Raw genomic sequence first — 23,307 nt, 5'->3', positions numbered from 1 at the left:
CTTCATTATATAGGAATTTTCCTGATCTTACAAGGTTCCGCTTCCATAGGTTTCGTGTATGTAATCCTGCATACCGCAATAAATAGCAAAGGCCATTTTCTGCTGGTATGCGGGGTCTTTCAGTTTGGCCGCTTCCGGGGGATTGGACAGGAATCCGCATTCCACCAGCACAGCGGGAACCTTTGCATTCCAAAGCAAATAAATAGAGCGATCGGCAGGCTTAGTTTCCCGTTTATTTTCCGGCTGCAGCAAGGATACCACTCGGCTTTTGATGCTTTCTGCTATTTCTTTGCTGGCGGGATTTTTAGTGGAATAGAACACTTGCGTTCCATAATACTGACTCTGTTCAAAGTAGTTTTGATGAACACTGATAAAAATACAGTCCCCCTGGGATTCTAGCAGTTTCAGACGGTTATGCAGATCACTAACTTTTCGTTCCCTTATGGTCCCAAGGCCTTCATCATTAATGGAAACGTCCGTCGTCCGGGTCATTACCACATGATACCCTGAAGCCTCGAAAAGCTTCTGCAGATTGGTTGCAACGGCAAGATTGACATCCTTTTCCAACATGGTGTTCTTTCCACTGGCACCGCCATCTTCCCCACCATGCCCGGGGTCAATTACAATGGTAGGAAGCTGGTCCCCCACGAGTGCTGACGCCATTTTATCAATCCTATCACAGGAAAGATACGAGAGTAGTAAAAATGCCAAACAGCAAAGAATTAATACGGCAATTGGTACAATGGAGGTCCTTTTTTCTTTCACTGCTATCACCCCTTGCATCTATATGCAAAAGGTATTTTTAGATATGTATGAATCACACGGTTCATGGAACGCAATTAATTTCAGCTTTGAATGCCGTCCATCCAACAGCTTTTCACACTCATTTTATCAATTCTTGAGCGCGTACTAGTAAAAAAGTTATTTTTTAAAATTTTTTGGCAATATAGTATTGACAGATAAAACAGTATATGATATTATAATCAAGTCGCGACGCGGTGGCGCCAAGACAAAGCGCCAAGACAAAAAGTAAATAAATGCGAGAGTGGCGGAATTGGCAGACGCGCTAGATTCAGGTTCTAGTGAACGCTTAGTTCATGGGGGTTCAAGTCCCCCCCCTCGCACCAAAGTGATCAGGCTAAAAAAGATGCGATGGTATCTGTTTTAGCCTGTTTTTTGTATTATACCTTGCTCGCACATTTGGTCAACTGTATATTTAAAATAAACTCCGCTCCAAACCACTTTCCCTCAAACCCTTATGCCTTCTAGTCTTAACCCTATTCTCCTAATCTCTTCCAGATAATAAAGTCCGCTCTAAAATTCAATATTTTCATTCCATTTAATAACATTTATTCCTTAATTTTTGTAACAATTTTTAAAATAAAGTCGGTTCTTTTTAGGGATAAGGTGCAAGGGAAAAGGTATAAGGTTGCATTTTCCCATGTGTTCCTTCAAATATTTTTTCAATTCCGGTATCAATATATAATACTCTCAATCCTTTTATAATCAATGCCTTGAGCCTAATCCATTATCACTTAACCCTAACTCAACAAAAAAACAAACCCCGCAGCCGTTCAGGATTTTTCCTGCTTCGACTACGGGATTTTGGAACGAACTTTATTTTTATAGAGCGAAGTTTATTATTACGGAGTGGAGTTTATTTGTATTATTCACCAATAAGGTTTTCTACCCTATTTTCACCATGACTTTTAACACAACTTTTTTATTTTTGATACGACTTTTTTATTCGTGACACGAGTTTTTTTGGGTTATACAACTAAATCGATTCCTTGTCGGTAAATTACAAGCCAACGAATGACCTCATTATAATTCCAAGGGGTCTTATAATGTTCATCTAAATACTGACGAACATTATCCTCTATCGGCTCCCGGAACTTTAACATGCTTTTTTCAATCTCTTTCTGGCATTGAGCATAATGCTCTTCTTTAGAACATCGGTAAATTGGAATTTCAATAATCTCCTGCCCAAACATTAGTCAGCTTCTCCACCTTCTCACAGATAATAGAACCATTTTAGAGCCATCAGCTTAAATTTAAAGCCACAAACCCGCATAGTTTCTGGATTTGTGGCTTTGTGTTGTTTATTCCCACTCAATGGTTGCCGGTGGCTTTGAAGTAATATCGTAAACAATGCGGTTTACAGATTTAACCTCATTTACAATACGGTTAGAGACTCTTTCCAGAAGATCATAAGGAATCCGCGCCCAGTCGGCGGTCATGAAGTCGGAAGTCGTGACAGCGCGGAGCGCTATCGTGTAATCATAGGTCCTTCCGTCCCCCATTACACCAACGCTCTTAATTCCGGTCAGAACGGCAAAATATTGATTAATGGAGCGATCCAGCCCGGCTGCTGCGATCTCCTCACGGAAAATTGCATCCGCGTCTTTCAGAATGTCCAGCTTCTGCGGTGTAATTTCCCCCATAATGCGGATGGCAAGCCCCGGCCCCGGGAACGGCTGACGCCAGACTAAGAAGGGCGGAATGCCAAGTTCCAGGCCGACTTTGCGGACTTCATCCTTAAACAGGTTGCGCAAAGGCTCCACAAGGCCCGTAAAGCCCACATCCTTTGGCAGGCCTCCCACATTGTGGTGACTCTTAATAACGGCAGCGTCGCCCGTTCCGCTTTCCACTACATCTGGGTAGATAGTACCCTGGCATAGGAATTCCGCATGGCGGATTTTTTTTGCTTCATCTTCGAATACACGGATGAACTCTTCGCCGATAATTTTGCGCTTTCGCTCCGGCTCCGTGACACCTTTTAGTTTCTCCATAAACCGTTCCTGCGCGTTCACACGAATCAGGTTCATGTCAAACTGCTGGCGGAACACACGTTCCACATCGTCTCCTTCGTTCTTCCGAAGGAATCCGTGGTCGACAAAGATGCAGGTAAGGTTTTTACCGATTGCTTTATGAACCAGCAGAGCGGCAACCGAAGAATCCACCCCTCCGGAAAGCGCGCAGATTACCTTTTTATCCCCTACTGTCTTTTTAATCTGTTCAATCGTTGTGGCAGCAAAAGAAGCCATAACCCAGTCGCCGGAGCAGCCACAGATGCTGTACAGGAAGTTGCGCAGCAGTTCTTTGCCCTGCTCGGTGTGCTCCACTTCGGGATGGAACTGAAGCGCATAAAGGCGTTTACCTGCATTCTCCATCGCAGCGGTGGGGCATGTTTCACTGGTAGCAGTTACTCGGAATCCTTCGGGTACCTTTGCAATGTATATAGTATGGCTCATCCAGCAGACCGACCGCTCTTTCACACCCTGGAACAGAGAGGAATCGGTCTGGAAGGTTACGTCGGTTTTTCCATACTCGCGAACCTTCGCACTTTCTACCGAGCCGCCAAGCTCGTAAGCCATTAGCTGGGCGCCGTAACATATACCTAGAACTGGAATCCCGAGTTCAAAGATTTTCGGGTCACATTTGGGCGCATTTTCATCATAGACAGTATCCGGCCCACCGGAAAAAATAATACCTTTATATCCAGCCGCGCTGATTTGATCGGCGGTGGTTTTATAAGATTTAATTTCACAATACACATTGAGATCACGTACACGGCGTGCGATTAATTGACTATACTGCCCGCCGAAATCGAGAATGAGTACCGCTTCGTTTTGAGTCATTATTGAATCACCATTCTTTTCTATTCCGCTCATCAGCGCGGTCATCCTGCAACATGAAACATTATTCAACGGTTACAGATTTGGCCAGATTGCGGGGTTTATCAATGTCGCAGCCCTTCATGGAGGCGACAAAATAAGCAAACAACTGCAATGGAATTACCGCCAGCGAAGGCAGCATAATATCGCAGATTTGAGGAATGTAAATAAAGTGGTCAGCCTGTTCCTCTATGGTTGTGTTGTTTTCGGTTGTAAGGCCCAAAACAACCGCGCCGCGCGCCTTGACTTCCTTGACATTGCTCATCATTTTATCAAACAAAGTCTGCTGTGTGGCAAGCGCAACCACCAAGGTGCCCTCTTCAATCAGCGAAATCGTACCATGCTTTAATTCACCGGCAGCATAAGCTTCCGAATGAATGTAGGAAATTTCTTTCAGCTTCAAAGAACCTTCCAATGACATAGCATAGTCCAGATTGCGGCCGATAAAGAAAATATCCTTGGCGTTGAAGAACTGCGAGGCCAGATACTGAATTTGGGATTTATTGCTGAGAACTTCCGTGATTTTTTCCGGCAGGCTCTGCAACTGAGAAACGTAATAGGAATACTCTTGTGCGGTCAGTTTTCCCAGTTTATCACCCAGATACACGGCAAGCAGATATACAACTGCAAGCTGTGTGCTGTAAGCCTTTGTCGTCGCAACTGCGATTTCCGGACCGGCCCAGGTGTAGATAACGTCATCGGAATCGTTTGCAATGGAACTGCCAACCACATTGACAATGGAAATCGTGCGAGCTCCCAAACGTTTTGCTTCCCGCATGGCAGCCAATGTATCTGCGGTTTCCCCCGACTGGCTAATGACCAAGACCAGCACGGAATCGTCGATAATCGGCTCACGATAACGGAACTCCGAAGCCACGTCAACCTCAACCGGAATCCGCGTGACCTTTTCCAGTACATATTTTGCCACCACACCCACATGATAGGCGGAGCCGCAGGCAACGATGAAAATCTTAGAGAAATTCCGGATTTGCTCTTCCGTCAGGGTAATGTTATCCAAAACCACTCTGCCGTTTTTGATTCGGGGCGAAATCGTATCACGCACCGCCTTGGGCTGTTCCATAATTTCCTTGGCCATAAAGTGCTCGTAACCGCCCTTTTCCGCGGCGGAAATATCCCATTCAATATGGACCGGCTCTTTGGTTACGATTTCCTTATCGAGATTATAAACCATTACGCTGTCGCGTTTCAAAACAGCTATTTCATCGTCGTTCAGACGGTAGATGTCGCGGGTCTTACTTAAGATAGCCGGAATATCAGATGCAATGAAGTTTTCGTTTTTCCCCAAGCCGACAATCAGCGGGCTGTCTTTCCGCACCGCAAACAGCTGGTCTGGCTGATCCTCGCAGATGATTCCAAGCGCATAAGAACCTTCTACTTTGCGGATAACCCTAGTCACCGCATCCAGAATATCGCCTTTGTAATAGTATTCCAAAAGCTGAGCAATTACTTCAGTATCGGTTTCCGAAACAAAGTTAACGCCCTTTTTTATTAAGTAATCTTTTAGCGCAAGATAATTCTCGATAATTCCGTTATGCACAACCGCGAATTTACCGGAATCGCTGACTTGCGGATGCGAATTGATATCGGACGGCTTTCCGTGGGTTGCCCATCTCGTATGGCCGATTCCGACCGTTCCGGGAACATCCTTGCCGCCGTCAATCATACCGCTTAAAATTTTCAGTCTTCCCTTTGCTTTTACAACCTGAAGCGAAGTTCCATCATAAACGGCAACCCCGGCGGAATCATATCCTCGGTACTCCAACTTTTCCAACCCATTCAGCAAAATCGGGGCCGCCTGATCTTCACCAATATAACCAACAATACCACACATTATAATGCACCTTCTTCGGCATTAATAAAATTAGCAAGCGCCAACAAAGCCATTGGAAATGTTGGCGCTTCCTTACTGCCTTTGATTTACCTGTAAATAATATCCTCGCGCGATGGTCCGTTCGAGACCATGTGAATCGGCACGCCGATTGCACGTTCCGCGAATTCAATGTATTTACGTGTATTTTCCGGGAGATCCTCATATTTTTTAATCCCGCGAATGTCGCATTTCCAGCCGGGTAGCTTTTCTAAAATCGGCTTGCAGCGCCGCAGCTCAACGGTAGTCGGGAAATGGTCAATACGCTTGCCGTCCAGCTCATACGCAACGCAAACCGGAATCTCATCCAGATACCCTAAAACATCAAGCACCGTCATTGCAACGGAAGTCGCACCCTGCACCTGGCAGCCGTAACGGGAAGCCACCAAGTCCAGCCAGCCCATTCTGCGCGGACGCCCTGTCGTTGCGCCGTATTCCCCGCCGTCGCCGCCTCTGCGCCGCAGTTCATCGGCTTCCTCCCCGAAAATTTCACTGACGAATTCGCCTGCGCCAACAGCACTGGAATACGCCTTTACCACAGTGATGATTTCCTTAATCTCATAAGGCGGAAGTCCGGCACCGATGGCGCCATATGCCGCCAGAGTGGAAGAGGATGTTACCATGGGGTAAATTCCGAAATCGGGGTCTTTCAGTGCGCCGAGCTGACCTTCCAGCAGAATGTTTTTACCCTCTGCCACCGCCTTGTGCAAGAAGGTAAACGTATCTGCCACATAAGGAGCAAGCAACTCCTTATATTCCATCAGTTTAGCATAGACCTCATCTACCGTCAGCTTTGGCTGATGATACAGGTGCTCGAACAGAGTATTCTTTACGGACAGAACCTGCTCAATTTTTTGCTTCAGGCTTTCCTCATCATCGTACAGCTCACTGATCTGGAATCCGATTTTTGCAAACTTATCGGAATAGAACGGTGCGATGCCGGATTTTGTGGAACCGAAAGAACGAGAAGAAAGTCGGGCTTCTTCAAAAGTATCCAGCTGAATGTGATACGGCATTACCAGCTGAGCACGGTCAGAAATAATTATATTCGGTTTCGGAACACCGCGTTCCTCTAGGGAAGCAAGCTCCTTCACAAAATTTTCCACACTGAGTGCCACGCCGTTGCCAATTACATTGGTAATATGGCTGTAAAAAACGCCGGACGGCAATTGATGCAGTGCGAATTTACCGTAATTGTTAATAATAGTATGACCGGCGTTGCTGCCACCCTGAAAACGGATGACAATGTCGGAACGAGCAGCTTCCACATCGGTAATTTTACCTTTGCCCTCGTCGCCCCAATTTGCGCCGACAATTGCTTTAATCATAGAGAACTCTCTCCGCCGCGCCGCTACGGAATTTTAACCAACTGCCCAGCGGCCGAATTTGGACAGTATTTGACAACTCTAATATAATAGCATAAAACTTTATAAAAACAAAGAGAAACGCAAAATAAAAGATTTTTTCAGAATTTTGAAAAGCGTTTCCGCTTTATTACGGTGATATTGTTTGTAAGGCGGAACCGATTACAGATTGATTTCCACTTTTTCCCCGGAAATGAAATGATAGGACTCCAGCTTGGGCATAACAACATCCCGAATGAATTCTTCCGTTTGCTCAGGAGCACGTCCAACATACTTTTCCGGTTTGATAATGGAATTCAGCTCTTCCAGGGTCACGCCGAAAATTGGATCCCCTGCGATTCGGGTAAGAAGGTCGTTTTCTCCGCCCTCTTCCTTGACCACCTTCGCGGCGGCCATGGAGTGCACGCGAATCCGCTCGTGAATCTGCTGGCGGTCTGCACCACGTTTGACGGCATCCATCATGATGTTTTCCGTCGCCATAAAGGGAAGTTCCCGGCGCAAATGCTGTTCAATGACCTTCGGGTAAACGACCAGCCCGTCCGCGACATTGCTGTAAAGATTCAGAATGCCATCTACGGCAAGGAAGGCTTCCGGTATACTGATACGCTTGTTTGCGGAATCATCCAGCGTCCGCTCGAACCACTGAGTGGCTTCCGTTATGGCTGGGTTCAGGCTGTCCACAATTACATAGCGGGAAAGGGAGGCGATCCGCTCGCTGCGCATGGGGTTGCGTTTGTAGGCCATAGCAGAAGAACCAATCTGGTTTTTCTCAAACGGCTCCTCCACTTCCTTTAAATGCTGCAGCAGACGGATGTCATTCGAAAATTTTGCCGCGCTCTGTGCGATTCCGCTCAGAATAGAAAGCATCTGGAAATCCAGCTTTCTGGAATACGTTTGGCCGGAAACAGCAAACACGGAGCCATAACCCATTTTTTCGGCAATCAGCTGATCCAGCTTTTTCACCTTTTCATGGTCCCCGTCGAATAACTCTAAGAAACTTGCCTGCGTCCCCGTGGTGCCCTTGGAACCAAGCAGCTTTGCTTTGGAAAGCTGATATTCCACATCTTCCAAATCCATCATTAAATCCTGAATCCAAAGCGTAGCTCGCTTTCCAACGGTAGTCGGCTGAGCCGGCTGAAAATGGGTAAACGCAAGGGTTGGCAGCGACTTGTATTTCAGCGCAAACTTAGAAAGCACGCGGATTACCCCGACCAGCTTTTCCCGCACCAGCTTCAGCGCTTCCGTCATGATAATCACATCGGTATTGTCGCCTACATAGCAGGAAGTGGCGCCCAAATGGATAATCGGCTTCGCTTTCGGGCACTGCTGGCCAAAGGCGTAAACATGTGCCATCACGTCGTGGCGCACTTCCTTTTCCCTTGCCTCTGCGACTTCATAGTTGATATTATCTGCAAATTGAATCATTTCATCAATCTGCTCCTGCGTAATATTCAACCCCAGTTCCTTTTCCGCCTGCGCCAAAGCAATCCAAAGCTTTCTCCAGGTCCGGAATTTTTTGTCCGGTGAGAACAAGTATTTCATTTTATCGTCCGCATAGCGGGAATTCAGTGGGGATTCATAAGTATTTTTCAAAACGGTACCTCCAGGAAATAAATTGATTGGTTAATTTCTATTATACTCAAATTTTTACCAAAGCCAACGAACCGTTCGCGTAGTTCCGTGATCCGGTGCGCTAACCTCAAATTCCCGACTGCTTTCGGTTGATACACCAACGAAAGCAGTCGGGAACAAAATGGACGCGGCAGGAATGCTTATTTCACACTGTTTCATTTTTAATTGGATATTAATCAAAACGCTTAATCGGCGTACAGTAATTATAATCCTTGTTTGCAATCAGGTAATCCGGCACATGCGCGGGGTACTTTCCGGAAAAGCAGGCGTCGCAGTAACCGGAGCATTTTCCGCCGAGCATTTTCGGCAGATTGTTATACTCCAGAAAATCAATAGAATCGGCAAAGCTCATTTCCCCGATTTCCTGAATGGTATGGTGGCAGGCAATCAGATCGTCTTTGGAAGGGATATCCGTGCCGTAGTAGCAGGGCCACAGGAACGGTGGCGAGCTGATGCGCAGATGCACTTCTTTAGCGCCTGCATCTTTCAGCATCGTCACGATGTGCGCGCTGGTAGTTCCACGCACGATGGAATCGTCCAACATGACAACACGCTTGCCCTTTACGGAGGAAGCAAGGGAATTCAGCTTAATTCGCACGCTGCGTACCCGTTCTGACTGGTTCGGCTTAATAAAGGTACGACCAATATAGGTATTCTTTACAATTCCCTTCTGGAACGGGATCCCGGATTCCTCGCTATAGCCGATTGCCGCGTCCACACCGGATTCCGGCACACCAATGACCATGTCCGCCTCCACGGGATGCTGGCGGGCAAGCAGGCGGCCGGCTTCCTTACGGGCTTCGTAAACGCTGATTCCATCAATTACGCTGTCGGTGCGGGCAAAATAGATGTACTCAAATACACAGAGCGATTTTTTCGCATTCACCGGGTCCTTAATGGAGCGCAGGCCATTTTTGTCCACCACCACAATTTCCCCCGGCGCTACGTCGCGTACAAACTCCGCGCCGTTGGCATCCAATGCGCAGGTTTCGGACGCAAACACATAGGTTCCGTCGATTTTACCGATACAAAGCGGACGAAAGCCGTGGGGGTCGCGCGCGGCGATGAGTTTTTGCGGGCTCATCACAATCAAAGAATAGGAACCCTCGATTTTCGGCAGGGCGCGGCGGACTGCTTCTTCAATGGAGGGAGCATCAACGCGTTCCCGCGCAATCATATAGGCAATGACTTCCGTATCAATCGTAGTCTGGAAAATACAGCCTCTGCGCTCCAGTTCCTGATGAAGTTCATAGGCATTCGTCAAATTACCGTTATGTGCAATGGCAAGCGTCCCTTTAATATAGCGCATTACTAAGGGCTGGGCGTTTTCACGCACGCTCGCACCGGCGGTAGAATAACGTACATGCCCGACTGCCATTTGGCCGGTAAGGCTGTTCAGCGTTTTATCATTGAATACTTCCGTAACCAGCCCCATGTCTTTGTGGTAAGAAACCACGCCGCAGTCGTTTACTGCAATCCCACAGCTTTCCTGCCCCCTGTGCTGCAGCGCTAACAGTCCGTTGTAAGCCGCGTATGCCGGATTGGTTTTTCCATCGGAATAAATTCCGAATACTCCGCACTCTTCATGCGGTTTGCCGAAATCGTAGTCCATTCCCGAAACGTTCAAAAGCTCACCATCCTGTCAAAAGTCAATCACATTGCAAGGCTTTCGCCTTCCGCTCTCAAAAGATTCTGTTTTTAGGTAACCGCAGCGGTTACTTAGGTACGGAAAAGAAACCATCAGAAGAATAAATTGACTTTATCAAAGGCCGATTCGTTTTAGAACCTCCGCGTAAGCCTCTTCCACGCCGCCAAGATCCCTGCGGAAGCGGTCCTTATCCAGCTTTTCATGGGTGTTCACATCCCAGAAGCGGCAGGTATCCGGTGAAATTTCATCCGCGAGTATAATGCTTCCGTCCGCACAGCGTCCAAATTCCAATTTAAAGTCAATCAGATCAATGTTGACGGAAAGGAAAAACTCTTTCAGGATTTCATTGACTTTCAGCGCCATGTTGCTGATGGTGTCAACCTCTTCCTTTGTGGCAAAGCCAGCGGCAAGAATGTGATACTCGTTAACCATCGGGTCGCCCAGTTCGTCGTTCTTGTAGCAGAATTCCAGAACTGTCGACTTCATTGAGGTACCTTCCGCAAGGCCAAGGCGCTGGGCAAGGCTGCCGGCGGCTTTATTGCGCACAATGACTTCCAGAGGAACAATTTTGACCTTCTTCACAAGGGTTTCACGGTCGCTCAGCTCTTCTACAAAATGAGTTCTAATTCCTTTCTTTTCCAGAAGTTTGAAAAGGTAGTTAGACATTTTATTGTTTACTACCCCTTTTCCGACAATAGTTCCCCTTTTCTGACCGTTGAACGCCGTGGCATCGTCTTTATAATCCACAATGCAGTAATTCGGGTCATCGGTTGCATAAACTTTTTTCGCTTTGCCCTCATAAAGAAGTTCACATTTTTTCATTTTTCTTTCCTCCATATTTCCTGGTATGATTTATTGGCTACGCAGAAGCGCGGGTCAAATAAAGTTAAGGAACGTCGACACCTTGGTGATGTCAATAACGGAAAGCTGGGTGGTTTCCACATGGCGCGCGCAGGTAAGGAATGCGTTCGCGGTATCCAGCGAGGTAAGGCATGGAATACCAGATTCCACCGCGTTCCGGCGGATTTTATATCCGTCGCGGTTGTGCGCCATGCCCTTCGACGGGGTATTGATAACAAGATTGATTTTTCCAGAGGTAATATGGTCCAGTATATCCGGCTTGCCCGCGCCGATTTTATTGGTGCGGATGGTCGGAATATCGTGATCGTTAAAGAAGTCCGAAGTTCCGGCGGTTGCGTAAATTGTCCAGCCAAGGTCGTAAAGGCCGCGAGCGATGGGAAGCGCCTCTTCCTTGTCGCTGTTCTTCACGGTGAAAATAACCTTGCCTTTTTTAATCATGTGAACGCCGGCCCCATAGAAGGCTTTGATCAGCGCTTCGTCAAACGTGCGGGCAATGCCCAGCACTTCACCGGTGGATTTCATTTCCGGACCAAGGTCAACATCTGCACCATAAAGCTTTTCAAAGGAAAACACCGGCATTTTAATGGCGATGAAATCCTGTTCGCGCTGCAGGCCGTAATGGTAACCCATATCCGGCAGAGTCTTGCCGAAAAAGGTTCCGACTGCCAGCGGAACAATCGGAATGCCGGTCACCTTGCTGATGTACGGCACGGTTCTGGAGGAACGCGGATTGGCTTCAATGACGTAAACCTCATTGTCCTTCACAATAAACTGAATGTTGAGCAGACCCCGCACTTTCAGCGCTTTCGCAAGGCGGCGGGTATACTGCACAATCACATTCTGCATTTCTTTTGCAACATTGACCGCTGGATATACGGAAATACTGTCGCCGGAATGGATGCCCGCGCGCTCGATATGCTCCATAATGCCGGGAATGACACAGTCCACTCCGTCGCACACGGCATCCACTTCCACTTCTGTACCCATAATGTATTTGTCCACCAGAATCGGATGCTCCTGAGTGACTCGGTTGATAATGCCAATCTGCTCCACGATATCCTGATCGGAATAGGCGATGTGCATGCCCTGGCCGCCCAGCACATAGGACGGACGCACCAGAACCGGATATCCAAGTTCGTTCGCAGCGCGGATTGCCTCGTCGCAGGTATACACCATACGGCCGGCGGCGCGCGGAATTTCACAATCGTTTAGGATTTTATCAAAACGCTCACGGTCCTCTGCTGCGTCAATGCTGTCGTAGGAGGTGCCGAAAATCGTAACGCCCATTTTTTCAATTGCACCGGCAAGTTTAATTGCAGTCTGGCCGCCGAACTGAACCACCGCACCATCTGGTTTTTCCAGCTCTACTATATGGAGGATATCTTCTTCCGTCAGCGGTTCAAAATACAGCTTGTCGGCAATATCAAAGTCCGTGCTGACGGTTTCGGGGTTGTTGTTGACGATGATGGTTTCATAGCCAAGGTTTTTCAGCGCCCACACGCTATGCACGGAGCAGAAGTCGAATTCAATGCCCTGCCCAATGCGAATCGGGCCGGAGCCGATGACCAGCACTTTCTTGCGATCCGACTGAGCGACCGATTCATTTTCGGTTCCATAGCTGGAGTAATAATACGGAGTGGCGGCTTCAAATTCCGCCGCGCAGGTATCAACCATTTTGTAAACCGGCTGAATGTTCCATTCCTTTTCCAAAGTGCGAAGTTCTTCCACGCTCTTCCCACTTAACTCGGAAATGGTCCGATCCAAAAATCCGTAGTCTTTTGCCTTGTAGAGCAATGCACGGTCCAGCGGCTCCGACGCAAGGGCTTTTTCCACTTTGATAATGGAAACCAGCTTATCCAAGAACCACAGATCAATTTTCGTAATATCGTGAATCACTTCAGGAGCGATGCCGCGGCGGAGCGCCTCCGAAATTACCCACAGGCGGCGGTCATCCGCAACGTGAAGCTTCTGTTCCAGTTCCGCATCCGAAAGAGATTCCAAATTTTTGTCAATCAGGCTGAACATGTTTTGTTCCAGCGAACGAATGGATTTCATCAGCGCCGCTTCAAAATTATGGGCAATTCCCATAACTTCGCCGGTTGCCTTCATCTGTGTGCCAAGCAGACGCCGGGCGTACACAAATTTGTCAAACGGCCAGCGCGGAATTTTCACTACACAGTAATCCAGCGCTGGTTCAAAGCAGGCGAAGGTTTTCTGCGTGATGGCATTCGGGATTTCATCCAACGTATAGCCAAGCGCAATTTTGGAAGCTACCTTAGCAATCGGGTAGCCGGTTGCTTTAGAAGCCAGCGCAGAGGATCGGCTGACACGCGGGTTGACTTCAATGACACAATATTCAAAGCTCTTCGGATTCAGCGCGAACTGCACGTTGCAGCCACCTTCTACCTTTAGCTCGGTAATGATGGAAAGTGCGGCGCTGCGAAGCATCTGATTTTCTTTATCGGCCAGGGTCTGGCAGGGAGCAACAACAATGGAGTCGCCGGTATGGATGCCGACCGGGTCAAAGTTTTCCATATTGCAAACCGTAATGCAGTTGCCGTTATGGTCACGCATCACTTCGTATTCAATCTCTTTCCATCCGGAAATACAGCGTTCAATCAGGACCTGATTCACACGGCTGCGGTGCAGACCGACGGTCGCAATCGCGACAAGCTCTTCCTCAGTGGCGGCAATACCGCCGCCGCTTCCGCCAAGGGTGTAGGCGGGGCGGACCACAACAGGGTAACCGATGCGATTTGCCGCTTTGATGCAGTCTTCCAGCGACTCCGCAATGGCGCTTTCCGCGCAGGGCTGGTGAATGCGTTCCATAGCCTCTTTGAACAGCTCGCGGTCCTCCGCCATGCGGATGGTGTCGGCATTAGTCCCGATCATCTTCACATTGTTTTCTTTCAGAAATCCGGATTCTTCCAGTTCAACCGCAAGATTCAACGCGTTCTGGCCGCCGAGAGTTGGAAGAATGCTGTCCGGGTTCTCCTTCAAAATGACCTTTTTAATCGTTTCTACGGTCAGCGGCTCAATATAAACCTTGTCGGCAATCTGCTTGTCGGTCATAATGGTAGCCGGGTTGGAGTTAATCAGGATAACCTCGATTCCCTCTTCCCGAAGCGCCCGGCAGGCCTGCGTTCCCGCATAGTCAAATTCTGCAGCCTGACCGATAATAATCGGGCCGGAACCGATTATTACCACTTTTTTAATATCCTGCCGTTTCATAGCTGGCCCCCTCCAATCAATTTCATGAACCGGTCGAACAGAAAGCCCGTATCAAGCGGCCCGGGCGATGCCTCCGGATGGAACTGAACTGAAAAAACTTTCCCGTTTTTATAGTTTAATCCCTCAATACTGCCATCGTTCATACTAATAAAACTGATGTCGGCTACTGAAGGATTAATGGTGTCGCCATTGACCACGAAACCGTGATTTTGAGAAGTAATATACACTCGGTTCGCTGCTAAATCTTTCACCGGGTGGTTAATACCTCTATGGCCATATTTTAATTTGTAAGTATCAAATCCCTGGGAAAGAGCCATCAGCTGATGTCCCAGACAAATTGCAAAGGTGGGGATTCCATATGCGTACACTTTTTTCAATTCCGAAATCGCCTTTGTACATGCCTTTGGATCACCCGGTCCATTGGAAAGCATAATCCCGTCCGGAGAGAATGCCATCATCTCCTCAAAAGAAGCATCGTACGGGAAGCACTTCACCGTGCAGCCGCGTTTGACAAGGGAACGAATAATGTTGCTCTTTACCCCGTAATCGGCAAGCGCAATTTTTACCGTGCCGTCCCCGTAAACCTTATTTTCCCTGCTGCTCACCAATGGGACGCAGGACTCCATTACAAACGAATCGATTTTCGATTTCATCACCGCAGGATCGATAGAATCGCCGTACGCAATCATACCGCGCATGGTGCCGCTTTCGCGAAGGACCTTTGTTAATGCCCGGGTGTCAATCCCCTGCATTCCCGGAATATGGTTCTGTTTCAAATAAGTATCCAGGTCGGCGTCGCAGCGGAAGTTGCTTGCAAGACCGGATACGGAATGAACAATAAAGGCTTTGAGCCACGGCTTAATGGATTCCGCATCATCGTAGCTGATTCCATAGTTGCCCATAAGCGGAAATGTCATTACAACGCCCTGACCTGCATAGGAAGGATCGGTCAGCAGTTCGGGATAACCAACCATCGCACTGTTGAAAACAACTTCGCACAGGACATCATGCTCGTCGCCAAAACCAACGCCCTCGAAAGTCATACCGTTTTCCAACATCAGCAATGCTTTCATTTAATCACCAACCATTCTTTATTTTAAACCGCCATTGCGCCGGCCCGGCACCCTAGAAAACACCGGATGGCAGACCGCCGCAAAGGCAAATTAACTGCCTGGCCAATATTATTCCGGCACAAAACGGACCTTGCCGTACTTACGTGCCGAAAACCTGTCACTTGCCGAAAGAATTCACGATTCGTTCAACCGCTTTTTCTGTATTCTCTTTGGTATTGAATGACGTCAGCCGGAAGAAACCTTCCCCATGAATGCCAAAACCGGAACCCGGAGTTCCCACAATTCCTGTTTTTTCCAGAAGCAGATCAAAGAAGTCCCAAGAGCTCAAACCATCGGGTGTTTTCATCCAGACATACGGGGAGTTTACACCGCCATATACTTCGAATCCCGCTTTTTCAAGGCCTTCCCGAATAATTTTGGCATTGTTCAGGTAATAGTCGATGTTTGCGCGGACTTCACGCTGCCCCTCTTCGGTATAAACCGCTTCGGCACCGCGCTGAATGATGTAGGAAACACCGTTCATTTTCGTAGACTGTCTTCTTCCCCACAGATGATTCAGGGAAACTCCCTCAACCTCCAATTCCTTCGGGATAACCGTGAACGCGCAGCGTGTGCCGGTAAAGCCGGCAGTCTTGGAAAAGCTGCGGAATTCAATCGCGCACTTTTTGGCTCCTTCAATTTCAAAAATGCTGTGCGGCATATTTTCTTCGCGGATAAACGCCTCATAGGCCGCGTCGTAAAGAATTACGGAATCGTTTTCCAGTGCATAGTCGACCCATTTCTTCAGTTCCTTACGGCTGATGCCGACTCCGGAGGGATTGTTGGGGAAGCAGAGATAAACCATGTCCACTTTTTCCTTCGGAAGCTCCGGCAGAAATCCGTTTTCTTTCAGGCAGGGCATATAGACAATCCGGCTCCAGCCTTTTCCCTCGATTGGTTCGCCTGCACGGCCGGCCATTACGTTGGTATCCACATAAACCGGATACACCGGGTCGCAAACCGCCACGATATTGTCCAGCCCAAAAATATCACCGATGCTACCGGTATCACTTTTTGCACCGTCGCTTACAAAAACTTCATCCGCGCTGATTTCTACCCCGTGGGAGCGATAATCATGCTCTGCAATCGCCGTGCGCAGGAACTCATAACCCGCTTCCGGCCCATATCCGCGAAAGGTTTCCGCGTGTCCCATTTCCTCAGCGGCCGCTTTCATAGCCTCCACCACTGCTTTGGGCAGAGGACGGGTTACGTCACCGATTCCAAGTCGAATAATCTCCGTTTCCGGATGTAGCTTTGAAAATCGTGCTACCCGGTTTGCAATTTCAACAAACAGATAGCTGGGGGATAATTTTGTAAAGTTCTGGTTTACCTTCGCCAAACCATGCCATCCCTTTCGTTATATTTATACATTAATATGCATTATATCAAATTTTTATCGATCCGTCAAAAACAAATTCTGCGGGACCATCCATAAATACGCTTCCTGTTTTTCCTTTGTCCCACGTAATATCAAGGTCGCCGCCTTTCAGATGTACCCTGACTTTTTCAGAAGTTTTTCCATTCAGGCAGCAGGCAACCGCAGAAGCGCAGGCGCCGGTGCCGCAGGCCCAGGTTTCTCCTGAACCGCGTTCCCATACGCGCATTTTAATTTCATTTTTATTCACAACTTGAATAAATTCTACATTTACACGATTGGGGAACAGAGGATTTGTCTCAATTTTGGGGCCAATCATTTCCAGTTGCATCGCGTTGACATCATCCACAAACAGTACACAGTGCGGATTGCCCATGGAAACACAGGTAATCCGATATTCCGTTCCATCCACCATCAGCGGCTGCTGAACAACCTGCTCCATGGAAAGCGCAACCGGAATATCCTGTGCGTTAAGAATCGGCTTTCCCATGTCCACGGAAACAGTTTTTACCGTGTCATTTTCAACCTTCAGCTGCAGCGTTTTAATTCCGCTGAGCGTTTCCACCCGAAGCGTTTCTTTTCGAGCTATGCCCCGTTCGTAGACATATTTGCCCACACAGCGAATTCCGTTTCCGCACATCATGGCACGGGAACCATCTGCGTTATAAATATCCATACGGCAGTCCGCTGTTTGTGAGGGCGCAATCAAAATGATTCCATCGGAACCGATTCCGAAATGCCGGTCACTCAGGCGAACGGACAGCGCAGAAGGGTCGCTGACGTTTTCTTCAAAACAGTTGATATAAATGTAATCGTTTCCGATTCCCTGCATCTTCGTGAAATTCAAGCCCAAACCATCCTTTCGCAGCCTTCGGCGGAGTTCGGCAAAACCAAATTCCAGCCATTGATTCATCCAATGTCATTCTTTCCGCTTACTGATTCAGAATCATTAATGCCGTTTCCACCATTTTTCTACCATTGTCCATGCTTTTTTTCTGAATAAAACGGTGTGCCTGTGCTTCCGTTAGATGATTCCGTTCCATCAGCACGTGCTTTGCGGATTCGATTACTTCTGTCTTATTCAAAGTTCCGGAAGCGAGCTTCTTTTTTACACTCAGGCTGCTTACGCCGGACAAATCCAGCAGCATGTTTACGGTTGCAATCAACTCAATCCGATTAATCGGAAATAATAAGCTGGTAAAAATCTGCGACTCAGGAACCACGTCCGGTATTGACCTCATAAGGAATACGAAATCATAATTCGAATTAACCATCCTTAAAAGGCTCAGCGCCGGCATATCTTTTAGTCTTTCGCTGCAAACCACAACGCCGCCCTGATAATGCCGATTGGTAAAGTTAATCACCTGGGACCCCGATGTGCACACACCGCTCACATTAAAACCGCCAGACCGGAGCACCGCCGCAATTTTCTTAGCGGAATCCTCGTTGGAATTCGCTACCAGTATACTGCTCATGATCAACAACTCCGTGGCAAGGATGTGGCATTTTAAACTGAATTAAAATTTATTCAGGTATTGTTCCAGCTCCCATTCCGTAACGGCAGTGGAAAATTCATACCATTCTTTTTCTTTGGCTTCAACATATTTGCTGAAAACGTGATCCCCAAGGACCTCGCGGAGAAACGGATCTGCTTTCATTTCCTGCACCGCGTCGTTCAGATTTGAAGGCAAGCTGTCAATTCCTGCAGCTTCCCGTTCTTCCGAATTAAAATCGTAAATATTCGCGGACACGGCTTCCGGCGGCATCCAGTCGTTCTTTATGCCGTCCAGTCCAGCTGCCAGCAGCACAGCCATTTCCAGATAAGGGTTACAGGCTGAATCCGGATTGCGCAGTTCAATTCTGGTTCCAAGACCTCTTGTGGCCGGAACACGAATCAGCGCGCTGCGGTTGCTCAGTGTCCATGCAATATGGCAGGGCGCCTCGTATCCGGGCACAAGGCGTTTATAGGAGTTGACTAGAGGATTGGTGATGGCACACATTCCTTTTACATGCTTTAAAACACCCGCAATAAAATTATAAGCAATATGGCTCAGTTTGGTTTCACTTGCCGGATCATAAAACGCGTTTTCTCCGTTTTTGAACAGGGACATGTTGGTATGCATGCCGGAACCCGCACGGCCGTAAATGGGCTTCGGCATGAAAGTTGCGCTCAGGCCGTGCGCATCCGCACAGGACTTGACCACCATTTTGAATGTAAGAATATTATCGGCAGCGGATACCGCTTCACTGTACTTAAAATCGATTTCATGCTGTGCAATGGCCACTTCGTGGTGCGAAGCTTCGATTTCAAAGCCCATTTCCTCCAGATTCAGGCAGATGTCGCGCCGCGCGCTTTCTCCCAAATCGGAAGGCCCCATATCAAAATAGCCCGCCGTATCATGCGTAATTGTAGTAGGATGTCCAAATTCATCCATGTTAAAGAGGAAGAACTCACACTCGGGGCCAACGTTGAATGTATAGCCCATTTCAGCGGCTTCGCGAATAGTTTTCTTCAGAACGTAACGCGGGTCCCCCTCAAACGGGGTTCCATCCGGTTTATAAATATCACAAATCAGGCGCGCTACTCTGCCATGCTGTGTATGCCATGGAAGGATGACAAAAGTATCCAAATCCGGGCGGAGATACATGTCGGATTCTTCAATTCGAACAAATCCTTCAATGGAGGAACCGTCAAACATACATTTGTTGTCCAACGCTTTCTCAATTTGGCTATTTGTAATCGCAACATTCTTCAGCGTTCCAAAAATATCTGTAAACTGCAGTCTGATAAAACGAACATTATTTTCTTCAATCATACGAATAATGTCATCTTTCGTATATCGAGCCATATTTATACCTCCTTAAAAATAAAAATGACAAAGCTGCTCTTTTTCAGAACCTCCTTGTCATTCAGAATAATATTCTCTTCAACATTATTTATATCATATTATATTTATTATGACCTGTCAATGCATTTTCATTTGAAATGGCGTTTTCATTTTTATGCACAAATTTTGCAGTATTCAGCAACACTTTCTGTAACGATGAAGCATCCTGTTCACTTTTGCGCAAATACACTTTTGATTTTGAAAAAATCAATAATGATTTGTCACCACAATTTACGCTTTTTCATTCAGAATTGCATAAAGATTACTGTCTTGAAATCCATCTCTGCACTTGTATTTCTGACGTGCCGTACCTTCAAAAATCATTCCGGCTTTCTGCATCACGCGTCCGGAAGCAGGATTATTTACGGAATGGTACGCCTCAAGCCGGTGTAAACCAATCTTCTGAAAAGCGAATGCAATCAACGCTTTGACTGCTTCCGTCATTATCCCTTTTCCCCACCAGCGTTTGCTAATGCAGTAACCGATTTCGCCACACTCATCCAGCTCGGATACATCCAAAATTCCAATGGAACCGATCAGCGCGTGATCCTCCTTTACTTCAATCGCCCAATGATAATAATCCTGCTTTCTGTAGTTTTCCACCCATTCTTCCAGCAAGCCGCGCGTAACCTCAGCATTCGCATGAGGTGCCCAGCGGAGGAATCTCGTTACCTCCGGGTCACAGGCCCAGTTACGGTACATCGCTTCAGCATCTTCTACCGTAAAACGCCTTAAAACCAGCCGATCGGTTTCAATGGTTTGGGTTCCTGTGTGTTTCATTTTCATTCCTCCTCGATTTATTTATGATATTTGCCATGATGGTTAATTTGGAAAGCACGGTAAATTTGTTCGCACAGCATAACACGAGCCAACTGGTGCGGGAATGTCATTGGCGACATAGATAGCTGAAAATCGGATGCCTGTTTTACCTGCTGACTTAGTCCGAAGGAGCTGCCGATGAGAAAACTGATGGAACTGATTCCGCCGACTGCAAGCGCATCGATTTTCATGGCCAGCTGTTCGGAGGACAGCGGTTTGCCCTCTATACAAAGTGCCAGCCGTGCCGAGCCGGAGGAAGCCGCCAGAATTTTCTCCCCTTCGCTGCTCAGCGCCGCTTCAATAAGCGCCGGAGAAGGATTATCCGGCAAGCGACTTTCCGGCAGTTCTACAATAGAAAACCGGCAAAAGGACTGCAGCCGTTTTGCATATTCGGCGCAGGCATCCCGCCAGTATGCTTCTTTCAGTTTTCCCACACAGATAATTTGAATGGATAGCATGATTTCCGCCTCAAAAAATCGTAATCTTCCCCACCGTATTTTCACGGGGAGCAACACTGAGTTCAAAGTCCGTTCCGGCCTTCATACCCGCCATGGAAAGGGCGCAGAACGCTGTTTGATAAGCCAGTTCCGGCGTATTGTTTTCGGCGCTGAGATGCGCTAGGAAAAAGCGTACGGTTCCATGCTCCGCAAGTCCCCGCAGTTCCTCCGAACAGGCAAGGTTCGAAAGATGGCCAGTATCGGATAAAATCCGTTTTTTCAAAGGATATGGATACGGACCGTTCTTCAACATCCCAATGTCATGATTTGATTCCAAAACGACCAGGTCCGCGCCGTACAGGGAATTCCGCACTTCATCGGACATATACCCCAAATCGGTGGAAATGCCGACCGTCCGACCGTCATAAGTGCGAATGCGGTAGCCAACGCTTTCCGCACTGTCGTGCGAAGTATGGAACGGCTGAATTAATAAATCTGCGCATTCCACGCCCGATTCGGTGATTTCAGCGCATTCGAACGCTCCTTCCAGGCAGCCCATCCGCTCCAGCTCATTCAGTGTACCGCGTGACGCATAAACGGGAATATGATAACGGGAAGCAAAGACACGCAACCCCTTCACGTGGTCGGTATGCTCATGCGTAATGAAAATTGCCCGAATCGCCGTCGGGTCAATTTCGCAGTGCGACAACATATTTCCGATTTGCTTTGCCGTTCTTCCTATATCAATTAAAATCCCGGATGTGGACGAACCTATGTAATAGCTGTTGCCGCTACTTCCGCTAAATAGCGGACAGAATCTTGCCATATAAATATAACCCCCAGATACAAGAAAAGGGAAAGACTCATCGTCCATCCCCATTCATACATCATTTCTCTTTTTCGATAATACCGGCAAGCCTTTCGCACGGTAAAATGAAACGCGCCCAAAACGGAATGTTCTTCAATTATGTCTTGATGAATAGATTGACCGGATTGCCGTATAATAGTTCATCAGAGTTTCCATTTAAATTGCCTGCGCAACGGCGGGTTCCGGAACATGAATGCGTTTAATATCCGCACCCAAATTGCGAAGTTTTTGTTCTACATCCTCATATCCACGTTCAATATGATTGATGTCCTCAATCTGAGTAATGCCCTTCGCGGCCAGCGCAGCAATCAGCATTGCAGCACCAGCGCGCAGATCCGTCGCCTTAACAGGGGCTGCATTCAGGTGATCCACCCCTTCAATTACGGCCAGTTTTCCGTCTACAGAAATCTGGGCACCCATGCGCTTTAATTCCTCCACATAACGGAAACGGTTGTCCCACACACTTTCATTGATAATGCTTGTTCCATTTGCAAGGGACAGCAAAACGGCAATTTGCGGCTGCATATCGGTAGGAAAGCCGGGATGCGGCATAGTTTTGATATTGCACTTATTCAGTTTGCCTTTCCGGCAAACGCGAATGGAATCATCAAATTCTTCCACAAGAACGCCCATTTCCTCCAACTTTGCGGAAATCGATTCCAAATGCTTTGGAATGACATTCTTAACAAGAATATCACCGCATGTTGCAGCACCGGCAACCATATAAGTTCCCGCTTCAATCTGATCCGGAATAATCGAGTAAGAAGTACCGCTCAAATGCTCCACACCATAAATTTTAATTACATCTGTACCAGCTCCGCGAATATCCGCTCCCATGGAATTAAGGAAGTTCGCAAGGTCAACAATGTGAGGCTCTTTGGCGGCATTTTCAATTACGGTAAGCCCTTTCGCCTTTACTGCGGCCAGCATAATATTTACTGTGGCACCAACGGAAACTACGTCAAGGTAAATGTTCGCACCGTTCAATTCTTTCGCACTAACATCCACCATTCCGCCTTCCAGTTTATAAGTTGCGCCAAGAGCGGCAAACCCCTTCAGGTGCTGATCAATCGGGCGAACTCCGAAATCACAGCCGCCCGGCATTGTAACAAGAGCGTGATGGAACCGGCCCAGCAGTGCACCCATTAAATAATAGGAGCCGCGGATATGACGGGCCAATTCGTAAGAAGCCACATGGGTGCGGATATGCCTAGGATCAATTTCTATAGTACCTTTGTCTACAGTTCGAACCTTTGCTCCCATATCATATAAAATTCTGGTAATTGCCGTAACATCGGTGATATTGGGAACATTTTCTATACGACAAATATCGTCAGCCAAAATGGTTGCCGGAATAATAGCGATCGCGGCATTTTTGGCCCCGCTGATCGTAACTTCCCCGGTTAACTGACTGCCACCTCTAATTACAAATTTATCCAACGCGGCACGCTCCAATCTAAAATTTAAACAGTACTATTATTGCATTTTTTCGTAAAATATCAAGCGT

18 protein-coding genes and 1 tRNA gene are annotated in these 23,307 nt (G+C 47.6%); 1 reads left to right on the top strand and 18 read right to left on the bottom strand.

Features of this window, described 5'->3' with window-relative positions:
• Window positions 1-27: 27 nt before the first annotated feature.
• Window positions 28-765 (bottom strand): N-acetylmuramoyl-L-alanine amidase, encoded by a 738-nt coding sequence (locus ACSVDI_RS08310; protein ID WP_457942091.1) that lies wholly within the window; start codon window positions 763-765, stop codon window positions 28-30.
• Between the two features lie 274 nt (window positions 766-1,039).
• Here ACSVDI_RS08310 and ACSVDI_RS08305 point away from each other — a divergent pair.
• Window positions 1,040-1,127: transfer RNA gene (locus ACSVDI_RS08305), tRNA-Leu, on the top strand.
• Between the two features lie 642 nt (window positions 1,128-1,769).
• On the opposite strand, the gene ACSVDI_RS08300 is transcribed toward ACSVDI_RS08305, so the two are convergent.
• The 17 genes from ACSVDI_RS08300 to ACSVDI_RS08220 all read right to left on the bottom strand — a co-directional run bounded on the left by ACSVDI_RS08300 (window position 1,770) and on the right by ACSVDI_RS08220 (window position 23,240).
• Window positions 1,770-1,994 carry a hypothetical protein gene (locus tag ACSVDI_RS08300; RefSeq protein WP_457942089.1) on the bottom strand — a complete coding sequence of 75 codons (225 nt, stop codon included), beginning with the start codon at window positions 1,992-1,994 and terminating at the stop codon, window positions 1,770-1,772.
• Window positions 1,995-2,102: 108 nt separating this feature from the next.
• Entirely contained in the window at window positions 2,103-3,641 is a 1,539-nt protein-coding gene (gene guaA / locus ACSVDI_RS08295; protein WP_457942087.1) for a glutamine-hydrolyzing GMP synthase, read from the bottom strand.
• Between the two features lie 61 nt (window positions 3,642-3,702).
• Window positions 3,703-5,529 carry a glutamine--fructose-6-phosphate transaminase (isomerizing) gene (glmS, locus tag ACSVDI_RS08290; protein ID WP_457942085.1) on the bottom strand — a complete coding sequence of 609 codons (1,827 nt, stop codon included), beginning with the start codon at window positions 5,527-5,529 and terminating at the stop codon, window positions 3,703-3,705.
• Between the two features lie 86 nt (window positions 5,530-5,615).
• Entirely contained in the window at window positions 5,616-6,893 is a 1,278-nt protein-coding gene (locus ACSVDI_RS08285; RefSeq protein ID WP_457942083.1) for an adenylosuccinate synthase, read from the bottom strand.
• A 198-nt stretch (window positions 6,894-7,091) separates the two neighbouring features.
• Window positions 7,092-8,522, bottom strand: a complete 1,431-nt coding sequence (purB, locus tag ACSVDI_RS08280) for an adenylosuccinate lyase (RefSeq protein ID WP_457942081.1) — start codon at window positions 8,520-8,522, stop codon at window positions 7,092-7,094.
• Between the two features lie 211 nt (window positions 8,523-8,733).
• A complete protein-coding gene (purF, locus tag ACSVDI_RS08275; protein ID WP_457945622.1) occupies window positions 8,734-10,173 on the bottom strand; it encodes an amidophosphoribosyltransferase in 1,440 nt (479 codons plus the stop codon).
• Between the two features lie 150 nt (window positions 10,174-10,323).
• A complete protein-coding gene (purC, locus tag ACSVDI_RS08270) occupies window positions 10,324-11,031 on the bottom strand; it encodes a phosphoribosylaminoimidazolesuccinocarboxamide synthase (protein WP_457942080.1) in 708 nt (235 codons plus the stop codon).
• 54 nt (window positions 11,032-11,085) lie between these two features.
• Window positions 11,086-14,301: a carbamoyl-phosphate synthase large subunit gene (gene carB / locus ACSVDI_RS08265; protein WP_457942078.1), complete on the bottom strand. Its 3,216-nt coding sequence runs from the start codon at window positions 14,299-14,301 to the stop codon at window positions 11,086-11,088.
• Window positions 14,298-15,374 carry a carbamoyl phosphate synthase small subunit gene (locus tag ACSVDI_RS08260; protein WP_457942076.1) on the bottom strand — a complete coding sequence of 359 codons (1,077 nt, stop codon included), beginning with the start codon at window positions 15,372-15,374 and terminating at the stop codon, window positions 14,298-14,300. Before ACSVDI_RS08260 ends, carB begins: the two co-directional genes overlap by 4 nt.
• Before the next feature lie 157 nt (window positions 15,375-15,531).
• On the bottom strand, window positions 15,532-16,752 hold the full coding sequence (locus ACSVDI_RS08255) for an LL-diaminopimelate aminotransferase (protein ID WP_457942074.1): 1,221 nt from the start codon (window positions 16,750-16,752) through the stop codon (window positions 15,532-15,534).
• Between the two features lie 46 nt (window positions 16,753-16,798).
• On the bottom strand, window positions 16,799-17,635 hold the full coding sequence (gene dapF / locus ACSVDI_RS08250; protein WP_457945621.1) for a diaminopimelate epimerase: 837 nt from the start codon (window positions 17,633-17,635) through the stop codon (window positions 16,799-16,801).
• An 85-nt stretch (window positions 17,636-17,720) separates the two neighbouring features.
• A complete protein-coding gene (locus tag ACSVDI_RS08245; RefSeq protein WP_457942072.1) occupies window positions 17,721-18,263 on the bottom strand; it encodes an ANTAR domain-containing response regulator in 543 nt (180 codons plus the stop codon).
• Window positions 18,264-18,305: 42 nt separating this feature from the next.
• Entirely contained in the window at window positions 18,306-19,637 is a 1,332-nt protein-coding gene (gene glnA, locus ACSVDI_RS08240) for a type I glutamate--ammonia ligase (protein ID WP_457942071.1), read from the bottom strand.
• Window positions 19,638-19,907: 270 nt separating this feature from the next.
• A complete protein-coding gene (locus ACSVDI_RS08235) occupies window positions 19,908-20,456 on the bottom strand; it encodes a GNAT family N-acetyltransferase (protein ID WP_457942069.1) in 549 nt (182 codons plus the stop codon).
• Window positions 20,457-20,473: 17 nt separating this feature from the next.
• The gene (gene rlmH, locus ACSVDI_RS08230; RefSeq protein WP_457942068.1) at window positions 20,474-20,953 is read right to left on the bottom strand and encodes a 23S rRNA (pseudouridine(1915)-N(3))-methyltransferase RlmH; all 480 of its coding nucleotides are present in this window, start codon (window positions 20,951-20,953) and stop codon (window positions 20,474-20,476) included.
• A 10-nt stretch (window positions 20,954-20,963) separates the two neighbouring features.
• Window positions 20,964-21,758 (bottom strand): MBL fold metallo-hydrolase, encoded by a 795-nt coding sequence (locus tag ACSVDI_RS08225; RefSeq protein WP_457942066.1) that lies wholly within the window; start codon window positions 21,756-21,758, stop codon window positions 20,964-20,966.
• A 198-nt stretch (window positions 21,759-21,956) separates the two neighbouring features.
• A complete protein-coding gene (locus ACSVDI_RS08220; RefSeq protein WP_457942064.1) occupies window positions 21,957-23,240 on the bottom strand; it encodes a UDP-N-acetylglucosamine 1-carboxyvinyltransferase in 1,284 nt (427 codons plus the stop codon).
• Window positions 23,241-23,307: the final 67 nt, after the last annotated feature.

It is taken from the genome of Caproiciproducens sp. LBM24188 (assembly GCF_054130445.1).
This window is presented reverse-complemented; position numbering and strand designations above follow the sequence as displayed.